Source organism: Arthrobacter woluwensis (genome assembly GCF_030816155.1).
GTDB classification, from domain to species: domain Bacteria; phylum Actinomycetota; class Actinomycetes; order Actinomycetales; family Micrococcaceae; genus Arthrobacter_E; species Arthrobacter_E woluwensis_A.
Window position 1 is genome coordinate 2,333,711 of the sequence record NZ_JAUSXR010000001.1, and the last position, 21,658, is coordinate 2,355,368.

Here is a 21,658-nt window from a genome sequence, read left to right on the forward strand (position 1 = left end):
CGCCACCGGCCCTGCCGTCCGGTTCAGGATGCGGACTTGGTCCGCACGACGAGCTGAGCGGCCGCCTCGACCTTGGCGCGGAAGGCGGGATCAGCCTCGGCCCGTGCCACCACGGCATCCAGCATCCGGCCCGCCTTCCAGCTGTTGGCGCACACCAGCAGCGACCCACCGGCGTTGAAGAACCCGATCGCGCGGTCCTCCAGGCTCAGCGAGGACAGCTGCTTCGCCTCACAGAGGTCGTCCGAGACGACGGCCCCGCGGAATCCGAGATCCTGGCGCAGCATGCCCTGGATGACCACGGGCGAGAGCGGCGCCATCCGGGACGGATCGATCCGGTCGTAGTAGGCGTTGGACAGCATCACCCACCGGACACCCGACTGGACGGCCTGGCGGAACGGCTGGAGGGAGGGATCGTTCCGTGTGGTGACGGTGTCATGCACATCGGTGGCGACGTCCGTGTTGGCCGTGACCCGGCCGAGGCCCGGGAAGTGCTTCACCACGGGATCCACGCCCGCCGAGGTCATCCCCTGCGCGAAGGCGTTTCCGGACGCCGCGACCGTCGCCGGGTCGAAGCCGTAATTGCGCTGGTAGTGGCCGATCGGGATGTTCTGCGGCGCGAAATCCGCAGAGGGGACCACGTCCAGCACGGGCGCCAGATCCATCGTCAGGCCCGCCGCGCGAAGCTCGCTCCCCCACTGCCGGGCGGCCGCCCGAAGGCCCGCGGGAGCCCACTGGCCCTGCTGAAGAGCACTCGGAATCGCGCTGAACCCGGGCCCACGCAGCACCTGCACCTGCCCGCCCTCCTGGTCCGTGGCGATGGCGGGAGGGATGACGGTCTGCGAGGACTGGACGGCGGCGCGCAGCTGAGCGACCACGGAGGCCGTCGCATCGACGCCGCCGTACGTCCGGCCGTTGAGATAGAAGTTGCCCACGCCTGCCTGGAGGGCCGCCGCGGTCGCCCCGAGGTTACTGCCGTCCGCCTTGGCCGAGACCAGGAAGAGCTGCCCCAGCCGCTGGCGCAGGCTGAGCGAGGCCAGGCCGGTGGTCGGCTTGGCGGGGCTGGTGCCGGGCGTGGCGGACGACGGCGCCGGGCTCGGAGTGCTGCGCGTCGGGGTGGGCGTGGGCGTCGGAGTGGGGGTCGCCGAACCTGTCGGCGACGGCCCTGCCGTGGCACTCGCGCTCCCGGACGCCGTGGTGGAGCCCGGCGGATTCACCGGCTGCGCCTGGCACGCACAGCCGGAGAGGACGCCGCCGGAGAGGACCAGGAACAGGGCGGTGATCCCCGCTCCCCGGGTCCTTCTCAGGCTGCGCGCGCCCATGGTGAGTCCTGCGCTCAAGCCCCCGCGGCTGCCTTGGCCGCGGCGGGAAGTGCGGTGAAGATGCGGTCCATGGCGGCGTCGTCGTGGGCGGCGGACAGGAACCAGGCCTCGAAGACGCTCGGCGGCAGGTAGATCCCGGAGTCGAGCATGGAGTGGAAGAACGGCGCGTAGCGGTGCGCTTCCTGGGCCTGAGCCTGGGCGTAGTCGTGGACGCCGGTGGCGGACGTCCCGAAGGCCACCGAGAAGAGGTTCCCAGCGCGCTGGATGGAGTGGTCCACCCCTTCGGCGTCCAGGGCGACCGAGAGGGCCGTGGACAGTTCCAGCGAACGGGCGTCCACCGTGGCGTAGACCTCGGGTGTCGCGTGGGTCAGGGTGGCGACGCCGGCCGCCATCGCGACCGGGTTACCGGACAGGGTGCCCGCCTGGTAGACGGGACCCAGAGGAGCGAGGTAGTCCATGACCTCGGCGCGTCCGCCCAGAGCGGCGGTCGGCAGGCCGCCGCCGATCACCTTGCCGAAGGTGAAGAGGTCGGGAGCCCAGCCCTCGGTGGCACCGGTCAGGCCCCAGTAGCCTGCCCAGCCGGTGCGGAAGCCGGTGAGGACCTCGTCCAGGATGAGCAGGGCGCCGTTGGCCTCCGTGATCCGGCGCAGACCCGCATTGAAGCCCTCATCCGGGGTGACGACGCCCATGTTGGCGGGCGCGGCCTCCGTGATGACCGCGGCGATACGGCCCGGGTGAGCGGCGAACGCGGCTTCGACGGCCGCGAGGTCGTTGTACGGGAGCACCAGGGTCTGCGACGCCGTGGCCTCGGTGACGCCCGCGCTGCCCGGCATCGCGAGAGTGGCGAGGCCGGAACCGGCGGCGGCGAGGAGCGAGTCCACGTGGCCGTGGTAGCAGCCGGCGAACTTGATGACGAGTTCACGGCCGGTGAAACCGCGGGCCAGGCGGATGGCGGTCATGGTCGCCTCGGTGCCGGTGGAGACCATGCGGATACGCTCGACGGCGGGGACGCGCTGCATGACCAGCTCGGCCAGGCGGCCCTCGTCCTCGGTGGACGCTCCGAAGGACAGACCGCGGTCCACGGCCTGGTGCACGGCGTCCAGAACGGCGGGGTGCGCGTGGCCCAGGAGCGCGGGGCCCCAGGAGCAGACGAGGTCGACGTATTCCTGGCCGTCGGCGTCGTACAGGTAGGCGCCCTTCGCGCCCGCCATGAACCGAGGAGTCCCGCCGACCGAGCCGAACGCCCGGACGGGCGAGTTCACCCCACCGGGCATGAGTTGCTGGGCACGGGCAAAGAGCTCTTCGGAGTGGGTCATGACTCCATTCTCCCACTCCGGGAGGGCTCCACGCACGTTCAGGAGGCCCCTGGATCCGCCCGTCCCAGGAGCATTTCGCGCTCCTCCGCCATCCTGCTCCGGATGGCCGTGATGACCGCTGCGACGGCGGGCTGGCGGAGCGCGTCGGCGCGGACCACCATCCAGTACGGGAGCTGTTCGCTGAACCGGTCCGGGAGGAGCCGGACCAGGTCCGGATGCCGGTCCGCCATGAAACAGGGCAGGAAGCCGATGCCCGCGCCGGCCCGCGTGGCCTCGACATGGACGAAGACGTTGGTGGACGTCAGGGCGTCCCGCATCTGCGGCGCGAGCCGGCGCGGGGCGTCGAGGTCGTCCACCTGGAGCATCGAGTCGACGAAGTACACCAGGCCGTGCCGGGCGAAATCCTCCTCGCACTCCGGCGTCCCGTGCCGCTCCAGATAGTCACGTGAGGCGTACATGCCGAGCGTGTACGCGCCGAGGGGGATCGCCTCGGCCCTGTGCACCTGCGGCTCCCCGACCACCACCTCGATGTCGACGCCGGAGCGCTGCTGCTGGGCACGCCGGGTCATGGTCACGAGCTCCACCGCGAGACCGGGATGCGTCCTGCGCAGCGCCGCGACCGCGGGCGAGGCGATGTAGGCGCTGAACCCGTCCGTGGCCGTCATCCGGACCACCCCGGTCACCGGGTCCTCCGCCTCGGGCCCCAGACGCGCGACGGCGTCGGCCACCTGGGCGGCGACGCCCACCGCCCTCTCCCCCAGCGGCGTGAGTTCCCAGCCACCGGCCGACCGGACGAGGACGCGGCCTCCGAGCGTTTTCTCCAGAGCGGCGATCTTCCGGGCCACCGTGGTGTGGTTCAGTCCCAGCGCTCCGGCGGCCACGGTGAACCGTCCGGAGCGGGAGACCTCCAGGAGGACCAGCAGTTGATCCGGCGAGGGTGACGGCGTCGTCATGGGCACCACCTTAGACCCGCCGCCCACCACGTGCTGTGCAATTCTGCACATGCAGGGTGCGGCACTGGCCATTGAAGCCGCAAATTCGCGCAGCGATACTGGCAGGGATCCAGTGACGCGCATCACAACGCGGTGGTGCGGACTCACTGCAGACACCGGAGGAACTCCATGAGCACCAGAGAACAACCCGCCGAAGCGGCCGCCGACCGTCCGCTCCTGACCCGCATCGTCTCCGCCTCCATGGCCGGGACCGTGGTGGAGTGGTACGACTTCTTCCTCTACGCCACGGCGTCGACGATCGTCTTCAACAAGATCCTGCTGCCGAAGATGGGCAACGAGTACGACGCCATCATCGCGGCCTTCATCACCTACGCCGTCGGCTTCATCGCGCGGCCCCTGGGCGGCGTGGTCTTCGGGCATCTCGGCGACCGCGTCGGCCGGAAGCAGACCCTGCAGATCACCATCATGATGATCGGGGTCGCGACCGTCCTGATGGGCTGCCTTCCGGGCTACCAGCAGATCGGGGTGTGGGCGCCCATCCTCCTGGTCACGCTCCGTTTCATCCAGGGCCTGGCCTTGGGCGGCGAATGGGGCGGCGCGGTGCTCCTGGTCGCCGAGCATGCCCCCGACGGTCAACGGGCCTTCTGGTCCTCCTGGCCCCAGGCCGCGGTGCCGCTCGGCAACGTGCTGGCCACCCTGGTCCTCTGGATCATGACCTCGGTCCTCGCTCCGGCGGAGTTCCTGTCCTGGGGCTGGCGCGTGGCGTTCTGGCTGTCCGCCGTGGTGGTGCTGGTCGGGTACTACATCCGGACCAGGATCACGGACGCACCGGTGTTCCAGGAGGCCAAGGCGGAGATGGACCGGGAGAAGAGCGCCGGGTTCGGGGTCTGGGAGGTCCTCCGCAAGTACCCCCGCGGCGTCCTGGTGGGCATGGGTCTGCGCTTCGCGGAGAACATCCTGTACTACCTCGTGGTGACGTTCTCGATCGTCTACCTCGGGACGGCCCTGAAGGTGAACACGGCGGAGATCCTCGGCATGATCGCCGTGGCGCACGTGTGCCACTTCATCGCCATCCCTCTCGTCGGACGCCTTGCCGACCGCGTGGGGCGGCGGCCCGTGTACCTCGCCGGCGCGGTCCTCGGCGGCACCTGGGGCTTCTGGGCGTTCCCCGCCTTCGGGACGCGGAACACCTGGATCGTGGTGCTCACGATCATCGTGGGTCTGCTGTTCCACTCCTTGATGTACGCCGCGCAGCCGGCCATCATGGCGGAGATGTTCCCCACCCGGATGCGATACTCGGGGGTCTCCATCGCCTATCAGGTGACCTCGATCGTGGCGGGCTCCCTCGCGCCGGTCCTGGCCACGGAATGGCTCAAGACCACCGGCTCGTGGTGGCCCACCGCCGTGTACCTCTCCGTGGCCGGCGTCATCACCCTGATTGCGGCGCTGTGTCTGCGCGAGACGCGCGGGGTGTCCCTGCGGGCCCTCGACGCCGGAGCCGCGCCGGGCCGCGGGGCGTCCGCCGCCGTCGTCGGCCACCCGAAGGAGTCCCTGCGATGAGCGCGGACCGGCAGCGGAAGGCGCTCGTCACAGGAGGGGCCTCGGGGATCGGAGCGGCCGTGGCCGCGACCCTGGCCGACGCCGGGCTGCACGTGGTCGTGGCGGACCTGGACGGCCGGGCAGCCGAAGACGTCGCCGCACGGATCGGCGGGGAGGCGTGGGCCGTCGACCTCCTGGACACCGCCCCTCTCGAGTCCCTGGAGCTGGACTGCGACGTCCTGGTCAACAACGCCGGGTTCCAGAAGGTCGCCCCGATCACCGAGTTCGACCCGGACACCTTCCGGCGGATCCAGCGGCTCATGGTGGAGGCGCCGTTCCTCCTGATCCGGGCCGCGCTCCCCGGGATGTACCGCCGGGGCTGGGGCCGGATCATCAACATCAGCTCGGTGCACGGGCTGCGCGCCTCGCCGTTCAAGAGCGCGTACGTGACCGCCAAACACGCCCTGGAGGGGCTGTCGAAAGCCACCGCGCTCGAAGGCGCGGCCCACGGCGTCACCTCGAACTGCGTGAATCCTGGATACGTCCGGACCCCGCTGGTCGAACAGCAGATCGCGGACCAGGCCACCGCGCACGGCATCACCCCCTCCGAGGTGCTGGAGAAGGTGATGCTGACCGAGATGGCGGTCAAACGCCTCGTGGAACCGGAGGAGGTCGCCTCGCTCGCGCGTTTCCTCGCCTCCGACGACGCCGCCATGGTCACCGGGGCCGGCTACACCATGGACGGCGGCTGGTCGGCGCGCTGACCCCGGCTTCACTCTCCACGCGAGAACGCGCCTTCCCCGGCGCCGGAACGCCGGGGAAGGCGCGCTCTCGGGGGCGCGTCTCAGGGGTGAGAGCTACGCCAGCATGTTGTTGACGAGCGGCGCGACCTGGGTTCCCAGCAGCTCGATGCTCTTGAGCATGGACGCGTGCGGGAGCGTGCCGTTGGAGTACTTCAGGTCGAAACGCTGCATGCCGAGGTTCTTCTTGGCCGTGACGATCTTCCGGGCCACGGTCTCCGGCGAACCGACGTAGAGCGCGCCGTGCGCCGCGACCTGCTCGTTGAACTCGATGCGGCTCGCGGGACCCCAGCCTCGCTCGGCGCCGATCTTGTTGCGGCTGGCGAGCCAGTGCGGGAAGAACTCCTCGCGGGCCTGCTCATCCGTCTCGGCCACGTGGCCCGGGGAATGGACGGCGAGAGGCTGCCATTCCTTGCCCTGCTCCTCGAGCGACTTGTAGTACAGGTCCACGTAGGGACGGAAGCGGGCCGGATCGCCGCCGATGATCGCGAGTGTCATCGGGTAGCCGTAGCTCGCGGCGCGCACCACCGACTGCGGGCTGCCGCCGACGCCGATCGACACGGGAAGCAGACCGTCGGACACCTGCGGGTACGCCATGAGCCCGCGGATCGGCCCGCGGGTGCGGCCCTCCCAGTGGATGGGCTTCTGCGAGCGTGCCTTGTCGAAGAGGGCGAGGCGCTCCTCGAACAGGAGCTCGTAGTCCTCCAGGTCGTAGCCGAAGAGCGGGAAGGACTCGATGAACGATCCGCGGCCCAGCACCACCTCGGCCCGTCCGCCGGAGACGGCGTTGAGGGTGGAAAAGCGCTGGAAGACGCGGATGGGGTCGTCGGAGGAGAGCACGGTGACGGCCGAGGAGAGGCGGATGTTCTCCGTCTTCCCGGCGATCGCGGCGAGGACCACCTCCGGTGCGGAGACCGCGAAATCCTTGCGGTGGTGCTCCCCCACGCCGAATCCGAACAGACCCACCTGATCGGCCAGGACCCCCTCCTCCACCACGTCGCGGAGGACTTCCTCATGAGACTTGGGCGTGCCGTCCTGGTGGAGGGTCACATCACCGAAGGTGTCGACGCCGAGATGAACCGAGTGCGTGGAATCTGTATGCATATGCATGCAAACCGAGGGTGGGCCCGTTTCATTCCCGGCCGCGGAACGGGCCGTCCGGGACCGGCCCGTCGTACTCCAGCTCCCGGATCTCGACTTCCCCGTTCCCCACGTCCCACGCCCTCGATCCGGCCACGGACGCCGCCGCCGCCGCGCGCCGTCCCGCAGAAGAAGCGCCTCCGGCCGGCTCCGTGAGACCGCGGGCCTCCTGCCAGGCGGCCAGCTCACGCGTGCGCCAGGCGAGCAGGCCCATCAGGCGAGGAGCGCGCTCGAGGATGGACGGAAGCCATGCCGCGCCGGCCGAGATCAGGGCGGTGAAGACGCCGCCGAACAGAGGAAGGTACCAGGGCAGCGACACCCCCGAGGAGTACCCCGGCGCGGGCCCGTCCGACGGCGGCATCATCACAGGCTCGAACCAGGAGACGGCATTCACGAACGTCTGCTGAAGGATCACGAGCAGCACCGTCACGAGCACCGGAAGCGCCACGGCCCGCCCGGCCCTCCTCCGGCGGGAGCGGATCATCTCCCAGCTCCGCGCCTGCCCCTCTTCCGCACCCGACGGCCGCCCCTCGGCCAGGTCGCGGGCGGCCAGCGCCTCGTCGGCGGCCCGCCGTCGCAGTCCGAGCACGACGGCGGGGCGCAGCGCCAGCACGAGCGCCAGCATCCAGAGTCCGAGCAGCAGCGGTGTCGCCTCTACGGCGCCCTCCGGTCCGAAGCCCGAGGTGAAGGGAGCGGGGGTCTCCACCAGAGCCTGGAAGGGCAGCGACACCGAGGACCAGGTGATGATCCCTCCGCCGACCACCGTCGCCGCAGCGAGGAACCCCAGGTACACGGGATCCGCCAAGAGCAGCGCAGGGCCCAGTGTGCCGTCGCCCGGCACGTCCGGCAGTGGAGGGGCCGAGGCCAGGGCGACGACGGCGATCACCGTCGCGATGACCGTGAACGCCACCAGGAAGTGGACGGCGACCCGCCGCACCTCATCGACGAGAAGTTCCAGCAGACCCTGGCCCGGTGCGCGCAGCCATTGGAGGCGGCCGGTCAGCGCCGCCAGGAAGACCAGGGCGAACACGGTGAGAGCCATCGACCACCAGCGCGTCTGCAGAGTGACGCCGAGAGTCAGCGGAAGGTCCACCGTCGGGGACCAGAAACCGAGCGCGGGCACGACCACGAGCACGGTGAACAACGCCTCCCAGAACGCCCGCGCCAGTATCGCCGGGATCGGCCAGGGACTCTGTTCCCGGCGGCTGGACCGCCGGTACACGCCCCGCACACACCACCAGAGGAGCAGGAGAAAGCTCATCACCAGCCCGGTCGCATGGAGCTGGGAGAACGCGGTGCCCTGAGCGATCTGTGCGCCGTGGAAGGTCGCGTCGAGCCCTCCGCCGAGCAGCATGCCCGCTTCGACCAGCAGGACCACGACGGCGGTTTCCGGGTGCTCGGCCAGGGCGCCGGCGTTGAGGGGAAGGCCGGTGACCGTCGCCAGCATCGTGGTGAGGACGATCGTCAGCACGACGCCGGCCAGCACCGAGAAGACGAGGATCACCGCCACAAGCGACAGCAGCGTTCTCAGGCCGCTGCGGGAGAACACCGCCTGACCCTGAGCGCGCAGGACCTCGATCCAGGACTCCTCCGGCCCCGTCGGGACCGCCCCCGTCCAGGCTTTGCCCGCAGCCCGCTCTGCACCCATCGACGTCCCCCTCGCCATCGGCGCCACGGCCGATCCGGGACGCCATGCCACCCGCGCCGTGCAGGCCGCCGTCTCAGACGCCCCGGAACACCTCCGGGTTCAGCCCCGGCGCAGCCACCCGGCCAGCTCACTGGCCCAGTACGTCAGGATCATATCGGCACCGGCCCGCTTGATGCTCAGGACGGACTCCATGATCGCCGCGTCGCGGTTGATCCAGCCATTGGCGGCCGCGGCCTCGATCATCGCGTACTCGCCGGAGATCTGGTACGCCGCCACGGGCACGGGGCTCATTTCAGCGACATCCGCCAGGATGTCCAGGTAGCTCATGGCCGGCTTGACCATGACCATGTCCGCACCCTCGTCGAGATCCAGCTGGACCTCGAGCAGGGCTTCGCGGCGGTTGGCGGCGTCCATCTGATAGGTCCGGCGGTCGCCCTGGAGCTGGGAATCCACCGCTTCACGGAACGGGCCGTAGAACGCCGAGGCGTACTTGGCGGCGTAGGCCAGGATCGAGACGTCCTGGAACCCGGCGGCGTCCAGCGCGGAGCGCATCGGGGCGATCTGGCCGTCCATCATGCCGGACGGGCCGAGGACGTGCGCGCCGGCCTCCGCCTGTGCCACGGCCATCCGCGCGTAGATCTCGACCGTGCGGTCGTTGTCCACGCGGCCCTCGGCGTCGAGCACGCCACAGTGGCCGTGATCGGTGAACTCGTCCAGGCAGACGTCGCTCATGACCACCAGCTCGTCCCCGACTTCGGCGCGGACGTCGCGGATGGCCTTGTTCAGCACGCCCTCGGGGTCGAGGCCCGCGCTGCCCTCGGCGTCGCGCACCGCCGGCACGCCGAACAGCATGATGCCGCCCACGCCCAGCTCCACGGCCTCGGCGGCCGCGCGCTTGAGGGAGTCGGTGGTGTGCTGCACGACGCCGGGCATCGACGTGATCGGCGCGGGCTCGCTGAGGTCTTCGCGGATGAACGCGGGCAGGATCAGCTCGGCCGGCGCCAGGCGGTGCTCGGCCACCAGACGGCGCAGAGCAGGGGTGGTCCGGAGACGGCGGGGACGGTGGTGGAGTTCCATGGGTTCTTCTCCTGAATGTCAGTCGTGCAGCGCCGCGATGACGGCGTCGACGATTCCCTGGGGTGTGGGGGTGGCCGCGACGGCGGCCACGGTGAGGCCGAGGCGCTCCGCCTCGGCCGCGGTGCTCGGCCCGATCGCCACAAAGCGGGCCTGGAGAGCGCTGCCGAAGCGCTCCACGATGGCGCGTGCGGCGCTCGGCGAGGCCGCGACGACGGCGTCGAGCCGCCCCTGCGCATCGGCCTCCCGGGCCTGTTCCGGGCTGAGGACGGCGAAGGAGGACACGCTCGGCGCACCGGTCACGCTGCGGCCGAGTTCGACCGTGAGGCGGCGTTCCGGCCGGGCCGGGGCGTCCACCGTGTGGTACGCCGTGACGGTGTCCACGGTGTTCCCTGCGGCCCGGAGCCCTTCGGAGAGCACCGTGCCCGCGATGTCCGCCTGGGGCAGGAGGATCCGGTGGCCCCGGTCGGTCCAGAGTGCCAGGAGTCCTTCGGCGGACTGCTGGTCCTCCGGGGCGAGCGCCACGGTGAGGCCCAGCCGCTCCAGGATCGCCTTTGAGGTGGGCCCGATGGTCGCGATCCTGACCGGGGCTTCCGTGAGAGCCTTCCAGCGCTCACTGCCGGCGTACTGCACGAGCGCCCGGACCGTGGTGATGCTGCTGACCACGAGCCAGTCGTACTCCCCCGCGATCGCACGGTCCACGGCGTCGACCACCGCGGACGGCTCGTCCACGGCTTCGAAGTCGATGAGGGGCAGCAGCGCCGGCTGGGCGCCGTGCACCTTCAGGGCCTGGTTCATGCTCTTCGCCCGGTCCGGAGAACGGGTCAGGAGCACGGTGCGGCCCGCGAGCGGCAGACGCTCAGGATCCAGGCCGAGGCGTTCCCGCTCGGCCCGGATGTCCTGGTCCTCCAGATCGGTGGACGCCTGAGGGAACCCCTCGCCGGACCGTCGCTCAGCCGAGGTCGGCAAAGTCCGCCACCCCGGCGTCGAGAAGTTCCTCGGCCAGTTCGATCCCCAGGAGGGTCGCCCCCACCTCGGTGAAGACGTCCGTCGCCTTGGAACGGCGCTCGTGCCGGGTGCCGTCCGGCGCGCAGACCACGGCCTGCAGGTGCAGGAAGCTGCCCTTGCGGAACGCGTGGGCGCCGACCGGCGCGGCACAGCCGGCCTCGAGCCGCGCCAGCAGCGCGCGCTCCGCGGTCACGGCGAGGCGGGAGTCGGCGTCGTCGATCGCGGCGAGAGCCTGTGCCAGGACGTCCGGCGCGGCGGCCTGCGAGAGGTCCTGCGGCGCGTCGGCGCTACGCGTCTCGACGGCCAGTGCGCCTTGCCCGGGGGCGGGAAGCATGACGGACGTCTCAAGGTACTCGCTGATGACATCCGTGCGGCCCAGGCGCTTCAGCCCTGACGCCGCCAGCACCACGCCGTCCAGGTCACCGGGGGCGTCCGCGGCGTTGCCCGGGAGACCCGGCACGCGGCCCAGCCGGGTGTCGACGTTGCCGCGGATGTCCACGATCTCCAGGTCCGGACGGGTCAGCAGGAGTTGCGCCGCCCGGCGCGGGGAACCCGTGCCGACCCGGGAGCCGATGGGCAGCGTCTCCAGCGTGAGGCCGTCCCGCGCGCAGAGCGCGTCACGGACGTCCTCACGCGCCGGGACCGCCGCGATCGTCAGACCGGGGACGGCCGCCGTCGGGAGGTCCTTGAGCGAGTGGACGGCCACATCGCAGCGTTCCACCAGCAGCGCGTCGCGCAGGGCGACGGCGAACACGCCGGTGCCGCCCATCTGGGACAGCGGGCCGGTGAGGACGTCGCCGTCGGTCTTGATGCGGATCAGCTCCGTCTCAAAACCGCCGACCGCGGCCAGCTGATCTGCGGTGTGCTGGGACTGCGTGACAGCCAGCTGACTCCCACGCGTTCCGATGCGGACGCCCATGCTCTTCTCTTCCTCCCTGTCCCGGTGTCCCGGGGTGATGCGGCCTAGGCCGGGTATGCGTCGTGCGTGGTGCCGAGGGTGACACCGGCTTCGGCGATCACCGGCTTGGCGCCGCGGAAGTTCTCGCAGCAGCCGGGACGGCAGATGTCGTACCAGGCGCCGAGGTCCGTGACGTGCGGGCGGTCGGCGATGTTCTGGGCCACCGTCCGCTCGCTGATCAGGTCCACGAGGCCGGCCACGAACGTGCCGTGCGTGCCGGGGGTCGGCACGCGGACTGCTTCGACGCCGAGCTCCTTGCAGGTCTCCAGCGCCTCAGTGTCCAGGTCCCAGGCGACCTCCATGTGGTCGCTCACGAAGCCGAGAGGCACGATCACGGCGCCCTTGACGCCCTGCGGAGCGATCTCCTCCAGGTGGTCGTTGATGTCCGGCTCGAGCCACGGCACGTGCGGGGCGCCGGAACGGGACTGGTACACCAGATCCCAGGCGACCTCGGGGGCCACGACGGCCATGATGGCGCGGGCGGCGGCCAGGTGCTGCGCGACGTAGGCGGAGCCGCCCTCGAAATCGCGGGGCTCGTCCGCGCTGCGGCCGGCGGCCTCGGCGTCACGGGTGGGGATGGAGTGCGTGGCGAAGAGGACGCGGATCTCCGAGTCCCGGGAACCGTCCTCGGCTTCCAGCGCGACGCGGATCTTCTGCAGACCCTCGAGAGTGCCCTCGACGAACGGGAGGATGAAGCCCGGGTGGTCGAAGTACTGGCGGACCTTGTCCACCTGGAGCTTGCCGTCCAGGCCGGTCTCGGTGAGCGCGAGGCCGATGTCCTCGCGGTACTGGCGGCAGCTGGAGTAGCAGGAGTAGGCGCTCGTGGTGATCATGAGGACGCGGCGGTGGCCGTCGTCGTACATCTGCTGGAGCGTCTGCGGGATGTAGGGGTCCCAGTTGCGGTTGCCCCAGTAGAGCGGCAGGTCGAGGCCGCGGGCGGAGAGCTCGGACTCGATGGCCGCCTTCAGCTCACGGTTCTGCTGGTTGATGGGGCTGATGCCGCCGAAGGCGCGGTAGTGGTGGCTCACCTCTTCAAGGCGCTCGTCCGGGATGCCGCGGCCACGGGTGACGTTGCGCAGGAAGGGGATCACGTCGTCCTGGCCCTCGGGGCCGCCGAAGGAGGCGAGGAGGACGGCGTCGTACTCGGCCGGGGCCATGCGGCCGCGGTCGGTCACGGTGTTCGGTTCGGTGCTGATGTGCAGCGCCTCGAGGGCGGCGTCGACTGGGGTGCTCATGCAAGGACCTCGGCAATCTGGGCCGCCGGGATGCGACGACCGGTGTAGAACGGTATTTCTTCGCGAACGTGGTTACGAGCCTCGCTGTGACGCAGGTGGCGCATCAGGTCCACGAGGTCCACCAGCTCCGGCGCTTCCAGGGCCAGGATCCACTCCCAGTCACCCAGGGCGAAGGATGCCACGGTGTTCGACTGGACCTGCGGGAACTCGCGGCCGAGCAGACCGTGCTCACGGAGCATCTGGCCGCGCTCCTCGGCGGGGAGGATGTACCACTCGTACGAGCGGACGAACGGGTAGACGCACAGCCACTCCTCGGCGGGGACGCCGCGGGAGAAGGCCGGGGTGTGGCTCTTGGCGAACTCCGCGTCGCGGTGCACGCCCATGGCGGAGAACGCCAGTTCGGTGCCGGCGAACAGTTCGGTGCGGCGGATGCGGCGCAGTGCGGCCTGCAGCTCCTCCGGCTTGGCGCCGTGCAGCCAGAGCATGACGTCGGCCTCGGCGCGCATGCCGGAGACGTCGTAGGCGCCGCGGAGGGTCACCTGCTGCTCCGAGAGCGAGTCGATGAGGGTCTCGAAGGCGGCCACCGCGCTCTCGGCCCGCTCCACGGTGCCGGTGCGCTTGAAGACGGCCCAGAGGGTGAAGAACTCGTTGCCGCCGCCCTGGGGCTCCGGCGCCCCGGCGTGGTGTCCTGCTGCTGCGTGGCTCATGCTGCTGTGTCCTCCTGCATCGGAAGTGATCGGATGTCCGTCTCCGCTGTGTACTTCGGTACTTCTTTTGACTTCTACGATATGTAGAATTCTAGGCCCGCGAGGGACCCTGCCCGGAACCGGTCCCGGCTCCGGTGAAAATCTTGAGCGTGTCCGCCACCACGGCGGCGAGCCCGGTTCCTGCCAGCCATGCTCCCACGACGTCGAGTCCCGGCTCCGCGGCGCACAGGTCCCGGACGGCCGCGACACGCTGCCGGTGCCCGACCGCCGCGAACGGCAGCGCCCCGGACCAGCGGACCACGTCGTGATCTAGCACATCCTCCGCGGCGAGGGGCACGCCCAGCAGCTCGGACGCGTCGACCAGGGCTGACTGGAAGAGCTCGTCATCGCTCTCGACGGCGACGGAGCTCTCCGGATGCTGACCCGGGTCACCGTCCTGGCGGCCGTAGCTGAGGCGCAGCACGTGCACGCCCGGCCCGGCGGCCTCGGCCAGCCAGGGCCACTTCGCCGTCGCGTGGGTGAGGGCCTTCGCCTGCACGCCCTGCGTCTGGGGCGCCACGAGGATGCCGGTGCCGCGGGGGCGGGCGTCGAGCTCGGGCTGATCGACCACGAGGGTCACCAGCTTGATCTGCGCCCCCGGCTCGGGGCGGTGCGCTGCGAGAGCGGGCACCTGGGAGGCGAGCAGCTCCACGGCGGCCGGGCCGTCCAGCGCCACGACCAGGTGCTCGGCGCGCAGTGTCTCGACCGCGCCGTCCTGCTCGACGGGAAGGGTCCACACGCCCTCGGCGTCACGGCTGACGGGCCGCGCCGCGGCGGAGGTGAGGACGCGGGTGCCGGCCTCCCGGACACGGGCCTCCAGCGCCTCCACGAGCCGGTGCATGCCGCCACGGAGACCCGCGACGGCGGACCCCGCACGGCGCGAGGCGCCGCTCCGGTCCGCGTCCCCGGCGATCGCCCGGGCGGACTGCCGCTGGGCGAGGACGGCCGCGCCGAGCGAGCCGTGTTCCCTCATCCGGTTCCGCAGGCCCGGAGCGACCATGTCCACATCGAGCAGGCCCGGATCGGCGGCGTGGACTCCGCCCACCACCGGTTCGACCAGGCGTTGCAGCACCCGCCGGCCCTGCCGCAGCCTGACCAGCCGGGCCACGCTGCTGACGTCCGCGCCCGCTCCAAGGTTCCCGGGCAGGACCCGGTCGAGGCTCGCCCGCAGCGATCCGGCCCAGCCGAGCGTGCGGCGAACCTCCTCGTCCCAGGGGTCGGCGGGGATGCCGAGGACACCGGTCTTCGGGAGTTCGCGCGGCCCTTGGGGAAGCCTCACCCACGCGCCCGACGGATGCGGCGCGACCACGTCCTGGTCGAGTCCCAGCTCCTTCAGCAGAGCAGGGATGGCGTCGCCGCGCGTCGCGAACGACTCCGCGCCCGAGTCGAGCGTCAGCCCGCCCACCGTGTGCGAGCCGACCGCACCGCCCAGCACAGGCCGCGCCTCCACGAGGGTAACGGCCACGCCGTCGGCGCTCAGCCGGTACGCGGCCAGCAGCCCCGACACTCCCCCGCCGACGACGACGGCGCGCCGCACCCCGGCGGGCGCGGTCGCCGGGGCCGGGCCGCGGCCCTGCTGTGGCTGGGTGGGCTGGGACATGGCGGGCTCAGTACCCGATCGAGTGGATGAGCTCGACCACGCGGGTGAGCACTGCGGGATCCGTCTCCGGGGGAACGCCGTGGCCCAGGTTGACCACGTGGCCCGGGGCCGAGGCGCTCGCCGCGATGACCTCGCGGACGTGGGCTTCCAGGACCTCCCACGGGGCGGGCAGCAGGGCAGGGTCGATGTTGCCCTGCAGCGGGACCGCGCCCCCGAGGCGGCGGTTGGCCTCGTCGAGCGGCAGACGGTAGTCGACGCCCATGACGTCCACGCCGACCCGGTGCATGGCGGGCAGCAACTCGGAGGTCCCGGTGCCGAAGTGGATCAGCGGGGCGCCGAGGCCGCGGACCGCGTCCAATGCCCGGGCGGACGCGGGGGCGACGTAGCGCTCGTAGTCGGCCAGGCCGAGGGAACCGGCCCAGGAGTCGAACAGCTGCGCGGCGGAGGCGCCGGCTTCGAGCTGCGCCTGAAGGAAGAGACCCGAGGCGTCGGCGGCCCAGGCGGCCAGGGCCTCCCAGGTCTCGGGGTCGGCGTGCATCATCGTCCGCGGGCCGAGGTGGTCGCGGGACGGGCGGCCTTCCACCATGTAGGCGGCCAGGGTGAACGGAGCGCCCGCGAAACCGATCAGCGGGGTGCTGCCCAGTTCCTCGACGGTGAGGCGGACGGCCTGGCGGATGGGCTCGAGCGCCTCCCAGGTGAGCTTCGGCAGGGCGGCGACGTCCGCCGCGGTGCGGACCGGGTTCTCCAGGACCGGGCCGACGCCGGGGACGATGTCCACGCCGACGCCCGCGAGCTTGAGCGGGATGACGATGTCGGAGAAGAAGATTCCGGCGTCGACGTCGTGGCGGCGCACGGGCTGCAGCGTGATCTCGGCGGCGAGTTCAGGCTTGAGGCAGGAGTCCAGCATGGAGATCCCCTGGCGGGCCTCGCGGTATTCGGGCAGCGAGCGGCCGGCCTGGCGCATGAACCACACGGGCCGGCGGGTGGGCTTGCCCCCGCGGTACGCGGTGATCAACGGGGAATCCGACGTGGCGCCGGTGACCAGAGGGTGGGCAGCCGGGAGGGCCTGGAGCATGGAAGGCATATCTTGATTGTGCCTATCTTCAGGGCTCCCACTTGACGACACTTCGTCACTGACACTGTGTCAGTGATTTCCGCGCCATTGCTGGGATCCGCGGATTCGCGGCCGGTTTTTCTACAAAGGTGCGAAGAGCATAAGATGGTGCCACTGTGGTGCTCTTTTCCCTCACGGCGACCCACGCCGATCTGAACCTCGAAACCGTTGCTCGGCTGAGCAAGGGCGCTTCCGCCGTCGCCTCGCGGAGCGCCATGTCGCCGCCCCTGCCGGGCCGGACCGCTGACGGCGCTGAGGACCTCGCGCTGAACGGCTCCGTGGTGCTCGCGACCTGCAACCGCTTCGAGATCTACGCCGAAGCCGCCACCGAACGCGGTCTGGAAGCCGCGCGTGACGAACTTCTCAAGAACATCACCACCCAGAGCGGCCTGGACGTGGACACCGTCTCCCAGGCCCTGACGCTCCGCCGCGGCCCCGAAGTGGCCCGCCACCTCTTCTCGGTCGGCGCCGGACTCGACTCCGCCGTCGTCGGAGAACGCGAAATCGCCGGCCAGGTGCGCCGCGCCCTCATCACCGCCCAGGATTCCGGCACCGCCAGCCCCGGCCTGGTGCGCCTCTTCCAGGCCGCCAGCCGCACGGCGAAGGAGGTCGGCACCCGCACCGCGCTGGGCAGCCGCGGCCTCTCGATCGTCTCCGTGGCTCTTGAACTGGCCACCGAGCTGTCCGTGGACCGCGACTGGCAGAACACCCGCGTGGTCCTCTTCGGCACCGGCGCCTACGCCGGAGCCACCATGGCCCTGCTCCGCGAACGCGGCTGCACCCAGGTCAGTGTCTTCTCCGGTTCCGGCCGGGCGGGCGAATTCGTGGCGGCCCGTGGCGGCACCGCGCTCGACGCGGACAATCTGTCCGCCGCGATCGCCGAAGCCGACGTCCTGATCGGCTGCAGTGGTTCGGACCGCCGGGTGTCCGCCGAGGAACTCGCCGAGGTCCGCGGCCCTGAGCCCAAGCCCAAGCCCTTGATCGTGATCGACCTGGCGCTCAGCCGCGACTTCGACCCCGCCGTGGATGAACTCGACGGCGTGGAACTCCTCACGCTGGAATCCGTGCGGCTCGCCGCGCCCGAGGAAGCCGCAGAATCCCTGGCCGAGGCCACCCGGATCGTGGATTCCGCCGCTCATGAATTCGAAGCGGAGCGTCGCTCCCGCAGCGTGGATTCCGCCATCGTGGCGCTGCGCCGCCACACCATGTCCGTGCTCGACTCCGAGATGGAGCGCGTGCGGGCCCGGCATGGCTGCACCGCCGCCGCCGAGGAGGTGGAGTTCGCGCTGCGCCGCATGGTCAAGCAGCTCCTGCACACCCCCATGGTCCGCGGCCGCGAACTCGCCGCCGCCGGCATGCAGGAACAGTACGTGAACGCCATCGAGGCGCTCTACGGCATCGACGTCGCCGAGCCGCAGCCTGCCTCGGCCGAGGCCGGTTGCCCGGCCCACGAGGTGCCGGCGCATGAGATGTCCGTGCACGAGGACACCGCCCAGGACCTCAGCGCCTGAACTCCGGGCGCCTGATCCACGGACACAGGCCCGAACCTCAGTAGACCGGTTTGCCCGGCTCCACGTCCCGCACCCACGCCAGCACGCCGCCGTCGAGGTGGCTGACCTTCGTGTACCCCTCGCGGCGCGCGGCGGCCAGGACGTTCGCGGAGCGGCTGCCCGCCTTGCAGTGGAACACGATCTCCGTGTCCCGCGGCAGCTCGTCCCAGGCGTCGCCGGCCAGGATCCGGCCCTGCGGGATGAGGACCGAGCCCGGGATCGCCACGATGTCCCGCTCCCCCGTCTCCCGCACGTCCACCAGCAGGAAGTCCCGCGCCCCGGCGTCGCGCTCTTCCAGCATCGCGGCCAGGCGCCGCGCGTCGATCACTCCGTCGTCTGCACCGCCGGCCTCCGACGACGACGGCGCCTCCTCCGCAGGAGCCGTGCCGCAGAACACGGCGTAGTCGCTCAGCTCGGTGATGGGCTGCGCCTCCGGATCCTTGAGCACGGTGATCTCCCGCCAGGACCCGCCCAGGGCATCGAACAGCGCGACGCGGCCCAGCAGGGACCGGCCCACGCCCGTCACGAGCTTGATGGCCTCGCTCACCATGAGGGAGCCCACCGCGGCGCACAGCATGCCGAACACCCCGCCTTCGCCGCAGCTCGGGACGCTGCCGGCCGGCGGGGCTTCGGGGTACAGATCCCGGTAGGTGGGGCCGTGCTGCTCCCAGAACACGCTCACCTGCCCGTCGAACCGGAAGATCGAGCCCCACACGTACGGCTTGCCGGCGATCGCCGCGGCGTCGTTGACGAGGTAGCGGGTCTCGAAGTTGTCGGCCCCGTCCAGGATCAGGTCGTACTGGCGGAAGAGCTCCACGGCGTTGGACGAGTCCAGGCGGACGCGGTGCTGGACCACGGTCACCAGCGGGTTCAGCTCGGCGATGGCCAGCGCGGCCGATTCGGTCTTCGGCAGCCCCACTCGATCCACCGTGTGCATCACCTGCCGCTGGAGATTGCTCAGCTCCACGACGTCGTCGTCCACCACGCCCAGGGTGCCCACGCCCGCAGCCGCGAGATAGAGCAGGGCCGGAGAGCCCAGCCCACCGGCGCCGATCACCAGGACGCGCGCGTTCTTCAGCCGGCGCTGACCCTCGGAGCCGATCTCCGGGATGATCACGTGCCGCGAATAGCGCTCGAGCTCTTCGCGGGTCAGATCCGCCGCGGGTTCGACCAGGGGCGGCAGGGCGGTGCGGGAAGTCAGGGAGGACATGTCTTCAATGTATGCCCACCGCCTCACACGCGTCATATTACCTATGGGTAAACTGGCCTTCACGCCGGACGCACAGGGATGGCGCTGGAAGTAAAGGATGGAATGTGACGGTGAGCGAAGCACGGCCGGGCGCTCGTACCGCGCGTCTTCCCCGGGACGAACGGCGGGCACAGCTGCTCCAGGCGGCCCAGGAGGTGTTCGTCGCGAACGGCTATCACGGCGCCGCGATGGACGAGATCGCCGAGACGGCCCGGGTCAGCAAGCCGGTCCTCTACCAGCACTTCCCCTCCAAACGGGAACTCTTCCTCGCGCTCCTGGAAAGCCATCTGGCGGTGCTGACGGACATGCTCCTGAGCGCCATCGACTCCACCACGGACAACAAGCTCCGCGTCCAGGCCGTCATGCGGGCCTACTTCGAGTTCATGGCCGGCGACGATCAGGCGCACCGCCTGGTCTTCGAGTCCGGGCTGACCAATGACGAGGAGGTCAGCGACCGTCTGGAGACGTTCAACCGGACCTTCGCGGACGCGGTCGCCCGGGTGATCGCCGAAGACACGAAACTCCCGCTCCTGGAGGCACAGCTCCTGGGCCGCGGTCTGGCCGGCATGGCCCAGGTCAGTGCGAGGTACTGGCTCGAGACGGACGGGAAGCTCGACCTCGACGTCGCCAGCGACCTCATCTACCGCCTCGCCTGGCGCGGCATCAGCCGCTTCCCGAAGGAGAGCTGAGCGCGCGGCGTCCACGCCACGCCACGCCGACTGCTCTGCCCGACCTCGTGTTCGCTCCCAGCGTGCCCGAACGGGCCTTCTCCCCCGGCCCGCCATATTAGGCTTGGAACAGCTGTTGAAGCCTGCGGTGCGCCGTGTTCGTCCGTGGCCCGCACGAAACTGCCAGGAGGCAATTGTGGAAGTAAAGATCGGCATCCAGAACGTCGCTCGCGAAGTCGTGTTCGAGTCCTCCGAGGAAGCGGAGGCCATCGCCACCGCCGTCTCCGAGGCGCTGGCCTCCGGCGGGCAGCTCTCCCTCACCGACGACAAGGGCCGTCGCGTGATCATCCCCGCCGCGGTCCTCGGCTATGTCGAGATGGGCCCGGAGGAGCAGCGCCGCGTCGGTTTCGGCGCTCTGTAGGCAGACATGCTGTCCTTGATCATCCCGGTCCTGCTCGTGGCGGCCGTCGGCGCGCTCGCCTGGGCCGTCAACCGGCAGCGCGCCACGCTGGGCGCCGCGCTCCCGGCCGGGGCGGGCGTCCTGGTCACCGCGCTGAGCTGGATCATCTTCATCGCGTTCGGACTGGGCTACCTGCCCGGCTGGACCTGGCTGCCGTGGATCGGACCGCTGGTCCTGGGCATCGCGGCGTCGTTCGCCGTGTCCTGGATCCTCAGCTCCCGCCGGTCCGCCGAGGACGCCAAGGCGCTGACGGAGATCCTGAAGGTCTGACTCAGTCAGCGCAGACGTCTTCAGGCCCGACGCCGAGGGGCGCCTCCCGTACCGTTCAGGTCCGGGAGGCGCCCCTCAGTCGTTGTGGCCAGGCGGGCCCAGGCCTGCCGCGCTGCGCAGCGGTCGGGCGTAGCCTGCGGAATCAGCCCGCGATCAAGCGTGGCCCGCAGTGCGCGCACACGCCCGGAAGCCGCCGTCGTCGAGCCCGCGCCTCAGAGGAACTCGGCCCGGCCCTCCATGCTGGACGAGGCCAGGGCGTGCTCCCGCCGGGGGATGCGGCCTGCGGTCCGGGCGAGGCGGCCCGCGACCACGGCATGCCGGAACGCTGTCGCCATCCGCACGGGGTCCTGTGCACGAGTCACGGCCGTGGCCAGCAACACCGCGTCACAGCCCAGTTCCATCGCCAGCGCCGCGTCCGAGGCGGTGCCGATGCCGGCGTCGAGCACGACGGGAACGGACGCCCGGGAGACGATCACTTCGATGTTGTGCGGATTGAGGATGCCCAGCCCCGTGCCGATCGGGGCGCCCAGCGGCATCACGGCCGTGGCGCCGAGCTGTTCGAGGCGCAGGGCCAGGACGGGGTCGTCGTTCGTGTAGGCGAAGACCTTGAAGCCCCGGGACACGAGCTGCTCGGTAGCGTCCACGAGCTCCACGGCATCCGGGAGCAGCGTGTGCTCATCGGCGATGACCTCGAGCTTCACCCAGTCCGTCTCCAGAGCCTCGCGCGCCAGTTCCGCGGTGAGCACGGCGTCGCGCGCCGTGAAGCATCCGGCTGTGTTCGGCAGGACGCGGATCCCCTGGTCCACGAGCAGCTGGAACAAGGAGCCGCTTTGTGCCGGGCTGTACCGGCGCATCGCCACGGTGGTGAGCTCGGTCCCGGAGGCGACGAGCGCAGCGCCCAAGCCGTCCAGGCTCGGTGCCCCTCCCGTGCCCATGATGAGCCGGGAGCCCAGCTCCACGCCGTCCACCACCAGCGGATCGAGCCTCTGGTCCTGCAGGATCTCCGTCATG

Annotated in this window: 20 protein-coding genes; 6 read left to right on the forward strand and 14 right to left on the reverse strand. The window is 70.9% G+C overall.

The genetic code is table 11. The annotated features are described in order from the left end of the window. Positions 1-23: 23 nt before the first annotated feature. From QFZ52_RS10595 to QFZ52_RS10605, 3 genes are read right to left on the reverse strand one after another with little or no spacing between them, the layout of a single operon-like run. Positions 24-1,319, reverse strand: coding sequence for a glycoside hydrolase family 3 N-terminal domain-containing protein (locus QFZ52_RS10595; RefSeq protein ID WP_307497578.1), 1,296 nt, complete (start codon positions 1,317-1,319; stop codon positions 24-26). A 14-nt stretch (positions 1,320-1,333) separates the two neighbouring features. After that, positions 1,334-2,635 carry a glutamate-1-semialdehyde 2,1-aminomutase gene (hemL, locus tag QFZ52_RS10600; RefSeq protein WP_307497579.1) on the reverse strand — a complete coding sequence of 434 codons (1,302 nt, stop codon included), beginning with the start codon at positions 2,633-2,635 and terminating at the stop codon, positions 1,334-1,336. Between the two features lie 38 nt (positions 2,636-2,673). Next, positions 2,674-3,588, reverse strand: a complete 915-nt coding sequence (locus QFZ52_RS10605) for a LysR family transcriptional regulator (protein WP_307497580.1) — start codon at positions 3,586-3,588, stop codon at positions 2,674-2,676. 168 nt (positions 3,589-3,756) lie between these two features. On the opposite strand from QFZ52_RS10605, the gene QFZ52_RS10610 reads away from it, so the two are divergent. After that, the gene (locus tag QFZ52_RS10610) at positions 3,757-5,148 is read left to right on the forward strand and encodes an MFS transporter (protein WP_307497581.1); all 1,392 of its coding nucleotides are present in this window, start codon (positions 3,757-3,759) and stop codon (positions 5,146-5,148) included. Next, positions 5,145-5,891 (forward strand): 3-hydroxybutyrate dehydrogenase, encoded by a 747-nt coding sequence (locus tag QFZ52_RS10615; protein ID WP_307497582.1) that lies wholly within the window; start codon positions 5,145-5,147, stop codon positions 5,889-5,891. Before QFZ52_RS10610 ends, QFZ52_RS10615 begins: the two co-directional genes overlap by 4 nt. A gap of 93 nt (positions 5,892-5,984) precedes the next feature. Here the strand turns inward: QFZ52_RS10615 and QFZ52_RS10620 are convergent, their stop codons facing one another. The 9 genes from QFZ52_RS10620 to hemE all read right to left on the reverse strand — a co-directional run bounded on the left by QFZ52_RS10620 (position 5,985) and on the right by hemE (position 16,420). Beyond that, on the reverse strand, positions 5,985-7,037 hold the full coding sequence (locus tag QFZ52_RS10620) for an LLM class flavin-dependent oxidoreductase (RefSeq protein WP_307497583.1): 1,053 nt from the start codon (positions 7,035-7,037) through the stop codon (positions 5,985-5,987). Positions 7,038-7,059: 22 nt separating this feature from the next. Next, positions 7,060-8,715 carry a hypothetical protein gene (locus QFZ52_RS10625; RefSeq protein WP_307497584.1) on the reverse strand — a complete coding sequence of 552 codons (1,656 nt, stop codon included), beginning with the start codon at positions 8,713-8,715 and terminating at the stop codon, positions 7,060-7,062. A gap of 99 nt (positions 8,716-8,814) precedes the next feature. Beyond that, a complete protein-coding gene (gene hemB / locus QFZ52_RS10630; RefSeq protein WP_307497585.1) occupies positions 8,815-9,792 on the reverse strand; it encodes a porphobilinogen synthase in 978 nt (325 codons plus the stop codon). 18 nt (positions 9,793-9,810) lie between these two features. After that, on the reverse strand, positions 9,811-10,758 hold the full coding sequence (locus QFZ52_RS10635) for a uroporphyrinogen-III synthase (RefSeq protein WP_307497586.1): 948 nt from the start codon (positions 10,756-10,758) through the stop codon (positions 9,811-9,813). After that, positions 10,742-11,716, reverse strand: coding sequence for a hydroxymethylbilane synthase (hemC, locus tag QFZ52_RS10640; RefSeq protein ID WP_307497587.1), 975 nt, complete (start codon positions 11,714-11,716; stop codon positions 10,742-10,744). The genes QFZ52_RS10635 and hemC overlap by 17 nt, the downstream gene beginning before the upstream one ends. 44 nt (positions 11,717-11,760) lie before the next feature. Beyond that, positions 11,761-12,990, reverse strand: a complete 1,230-nt coding sequence (locus QFZ52_RS10645) for a ferrochelatase (RefSeq protein ID WP_307497588.1) — start codon at positions 12,988-12,990, stop codon at positions 11,761-11,763. Continuing rightward, positions 12,987-13,697, reverse strand: a complete 711-nt coding sequence (gene hemQ / locus QFZ52_RS10650) for a hydrogen peroxide-dependent heme synthase (RefSeq protein WP_307497589.1) — start codon at positions 13,695-13,697, stop codon at positions 12,987-12,989. The genes QFZ52_RS10645 and hemQ overlap by 4 nt, the downstream gene beginning before the upstream one ends. 91 nt (positions 13,698-13,788) lie before the next feature. Next, positions 13,789-15,336 (reverse strand): protoporphyrinogen oxidase, encoded by a 1,548-nt coding sequence (hemG, locus tag QFZ52_RS10655; protein WP_307497590.1) that lies wholly within the window; start codon positions 15,334-15,336, stop codon positions 13,789-13,791. 7 nt (positions 15,337-15,343) lie between these two features. Continuing rightward, positions 15,344-16,420, reverse strand: a complete 1,077-nt coding sequence (gene hemE / locus QFZ52_RS10660; RefSeq protein ID WP_307497591.1) for a uroporphyrinogen decarboxylase — start codon at positions 16,418-16,420, stop codon at positions 15,344-15,346. A 146-nt stretch (positions 16,421-16,566) separates the two neighbouring features. On the opposite strand from hemE, the gene QFZ52_RS10665 reads away from it, so the two are divergent. After that, positions 16,567-17,961, forward strand: a complete 1,395-nt coding sequence (locus QFZ52_RS10665) for a glutamyl-tRNA reductase (protein ID WP_307497592.1) — start codon at positions 16,567-16,569, stop codon at positions 17,959-17,961. Positions 17,962-17,998: 37 nt separating this feature from the next. On the opposite strand, the gene moeB is transcribed toward QFZ52_RS10665, so the two are convergent. Then, positions 17,999-19,210 carry a molybdopterin-synthase adenylyltransferase MoeB gene (gene moeB, locus QFZ52_RS10670; RefSeq protein ID WP_307497593.1) on the reverse strand — a complete coding sequence of 404 codons (1,212 nt, stop codon included), beginning with the start codon at positions 19,208-19,210 and terminating at the stop codon, positions 17,999-18,001. 104 nt (positions 19,211-19,314) lie between these two features. Between moeB and QFZ52_RS10675 the strand changes: the two genes are divergently transcribed. The 3 genes from QFZ52_RS10675 to QFZ52_RS10685 all read left to right on the forward strand — a co-directional run bounded on the left by QFZ52_RS10675 (position 19,315) and on the right by QFZ52_RS10685 (position 20,647). Further along, positions 19,315-19,938 carry a TetR/AcrR family transcriptional regulator gene (locus QFZ52_RS10675; protein ID WP_373425660.1) on the forward strand — a complete coding sequence of 208 codons (624 nt, stop codon included), beginning with the start codon at positions 19,315-19,317 and terminating at the stop codon, positions 19,936-19,938. A 175-nt stretch (positions 19,939-20,113) separates the two neighbouring features. Continuing rightward, positions 20,114-20,338 carry a DUF3107 domain-containing protein gene (locus tag QFZ52_RS10680; RefSeq protein ID WP_066211181.1) on the forward strand — a complete coding sequence of 75 codons (225 nt, stop codon included), beginning with the start codon at positions 20,114-20,116 and terminating at the stop codon, positions 20,336-20,338. A gap of 6 nt (positions 20,339-20,344) precedes the next feature. After that, the gene (locus QFZ52_RS10685; RefSeq protein ID WP_107003580.1) at positions 20,345-20,647 is read left to right on the forward strand and encodes a hypothetical protein; all 303 of its coding nucleotides are present in this window, start codon (positions 20,345-20,347) and stop codon (positions 20,645-20,647) included. Between the two features lie 212 nt (positions 20,648-20,859). Here QFZ52_RS10685 and QFZ52_RS10690 read toward each other — a convergent pair whose 3' ends face one another. Further along, a complete protein-coding gene (locus tag QFZ52_RS10690) occupies positions 20,860-21,657 on the reverse strand; it encodes a thiazole synthase (RefSeq protein ID WP_307497594.1) in 798 nt (265 codons plus the stop codon). Position 21,658: the final 1 nt, after the last annotated feature.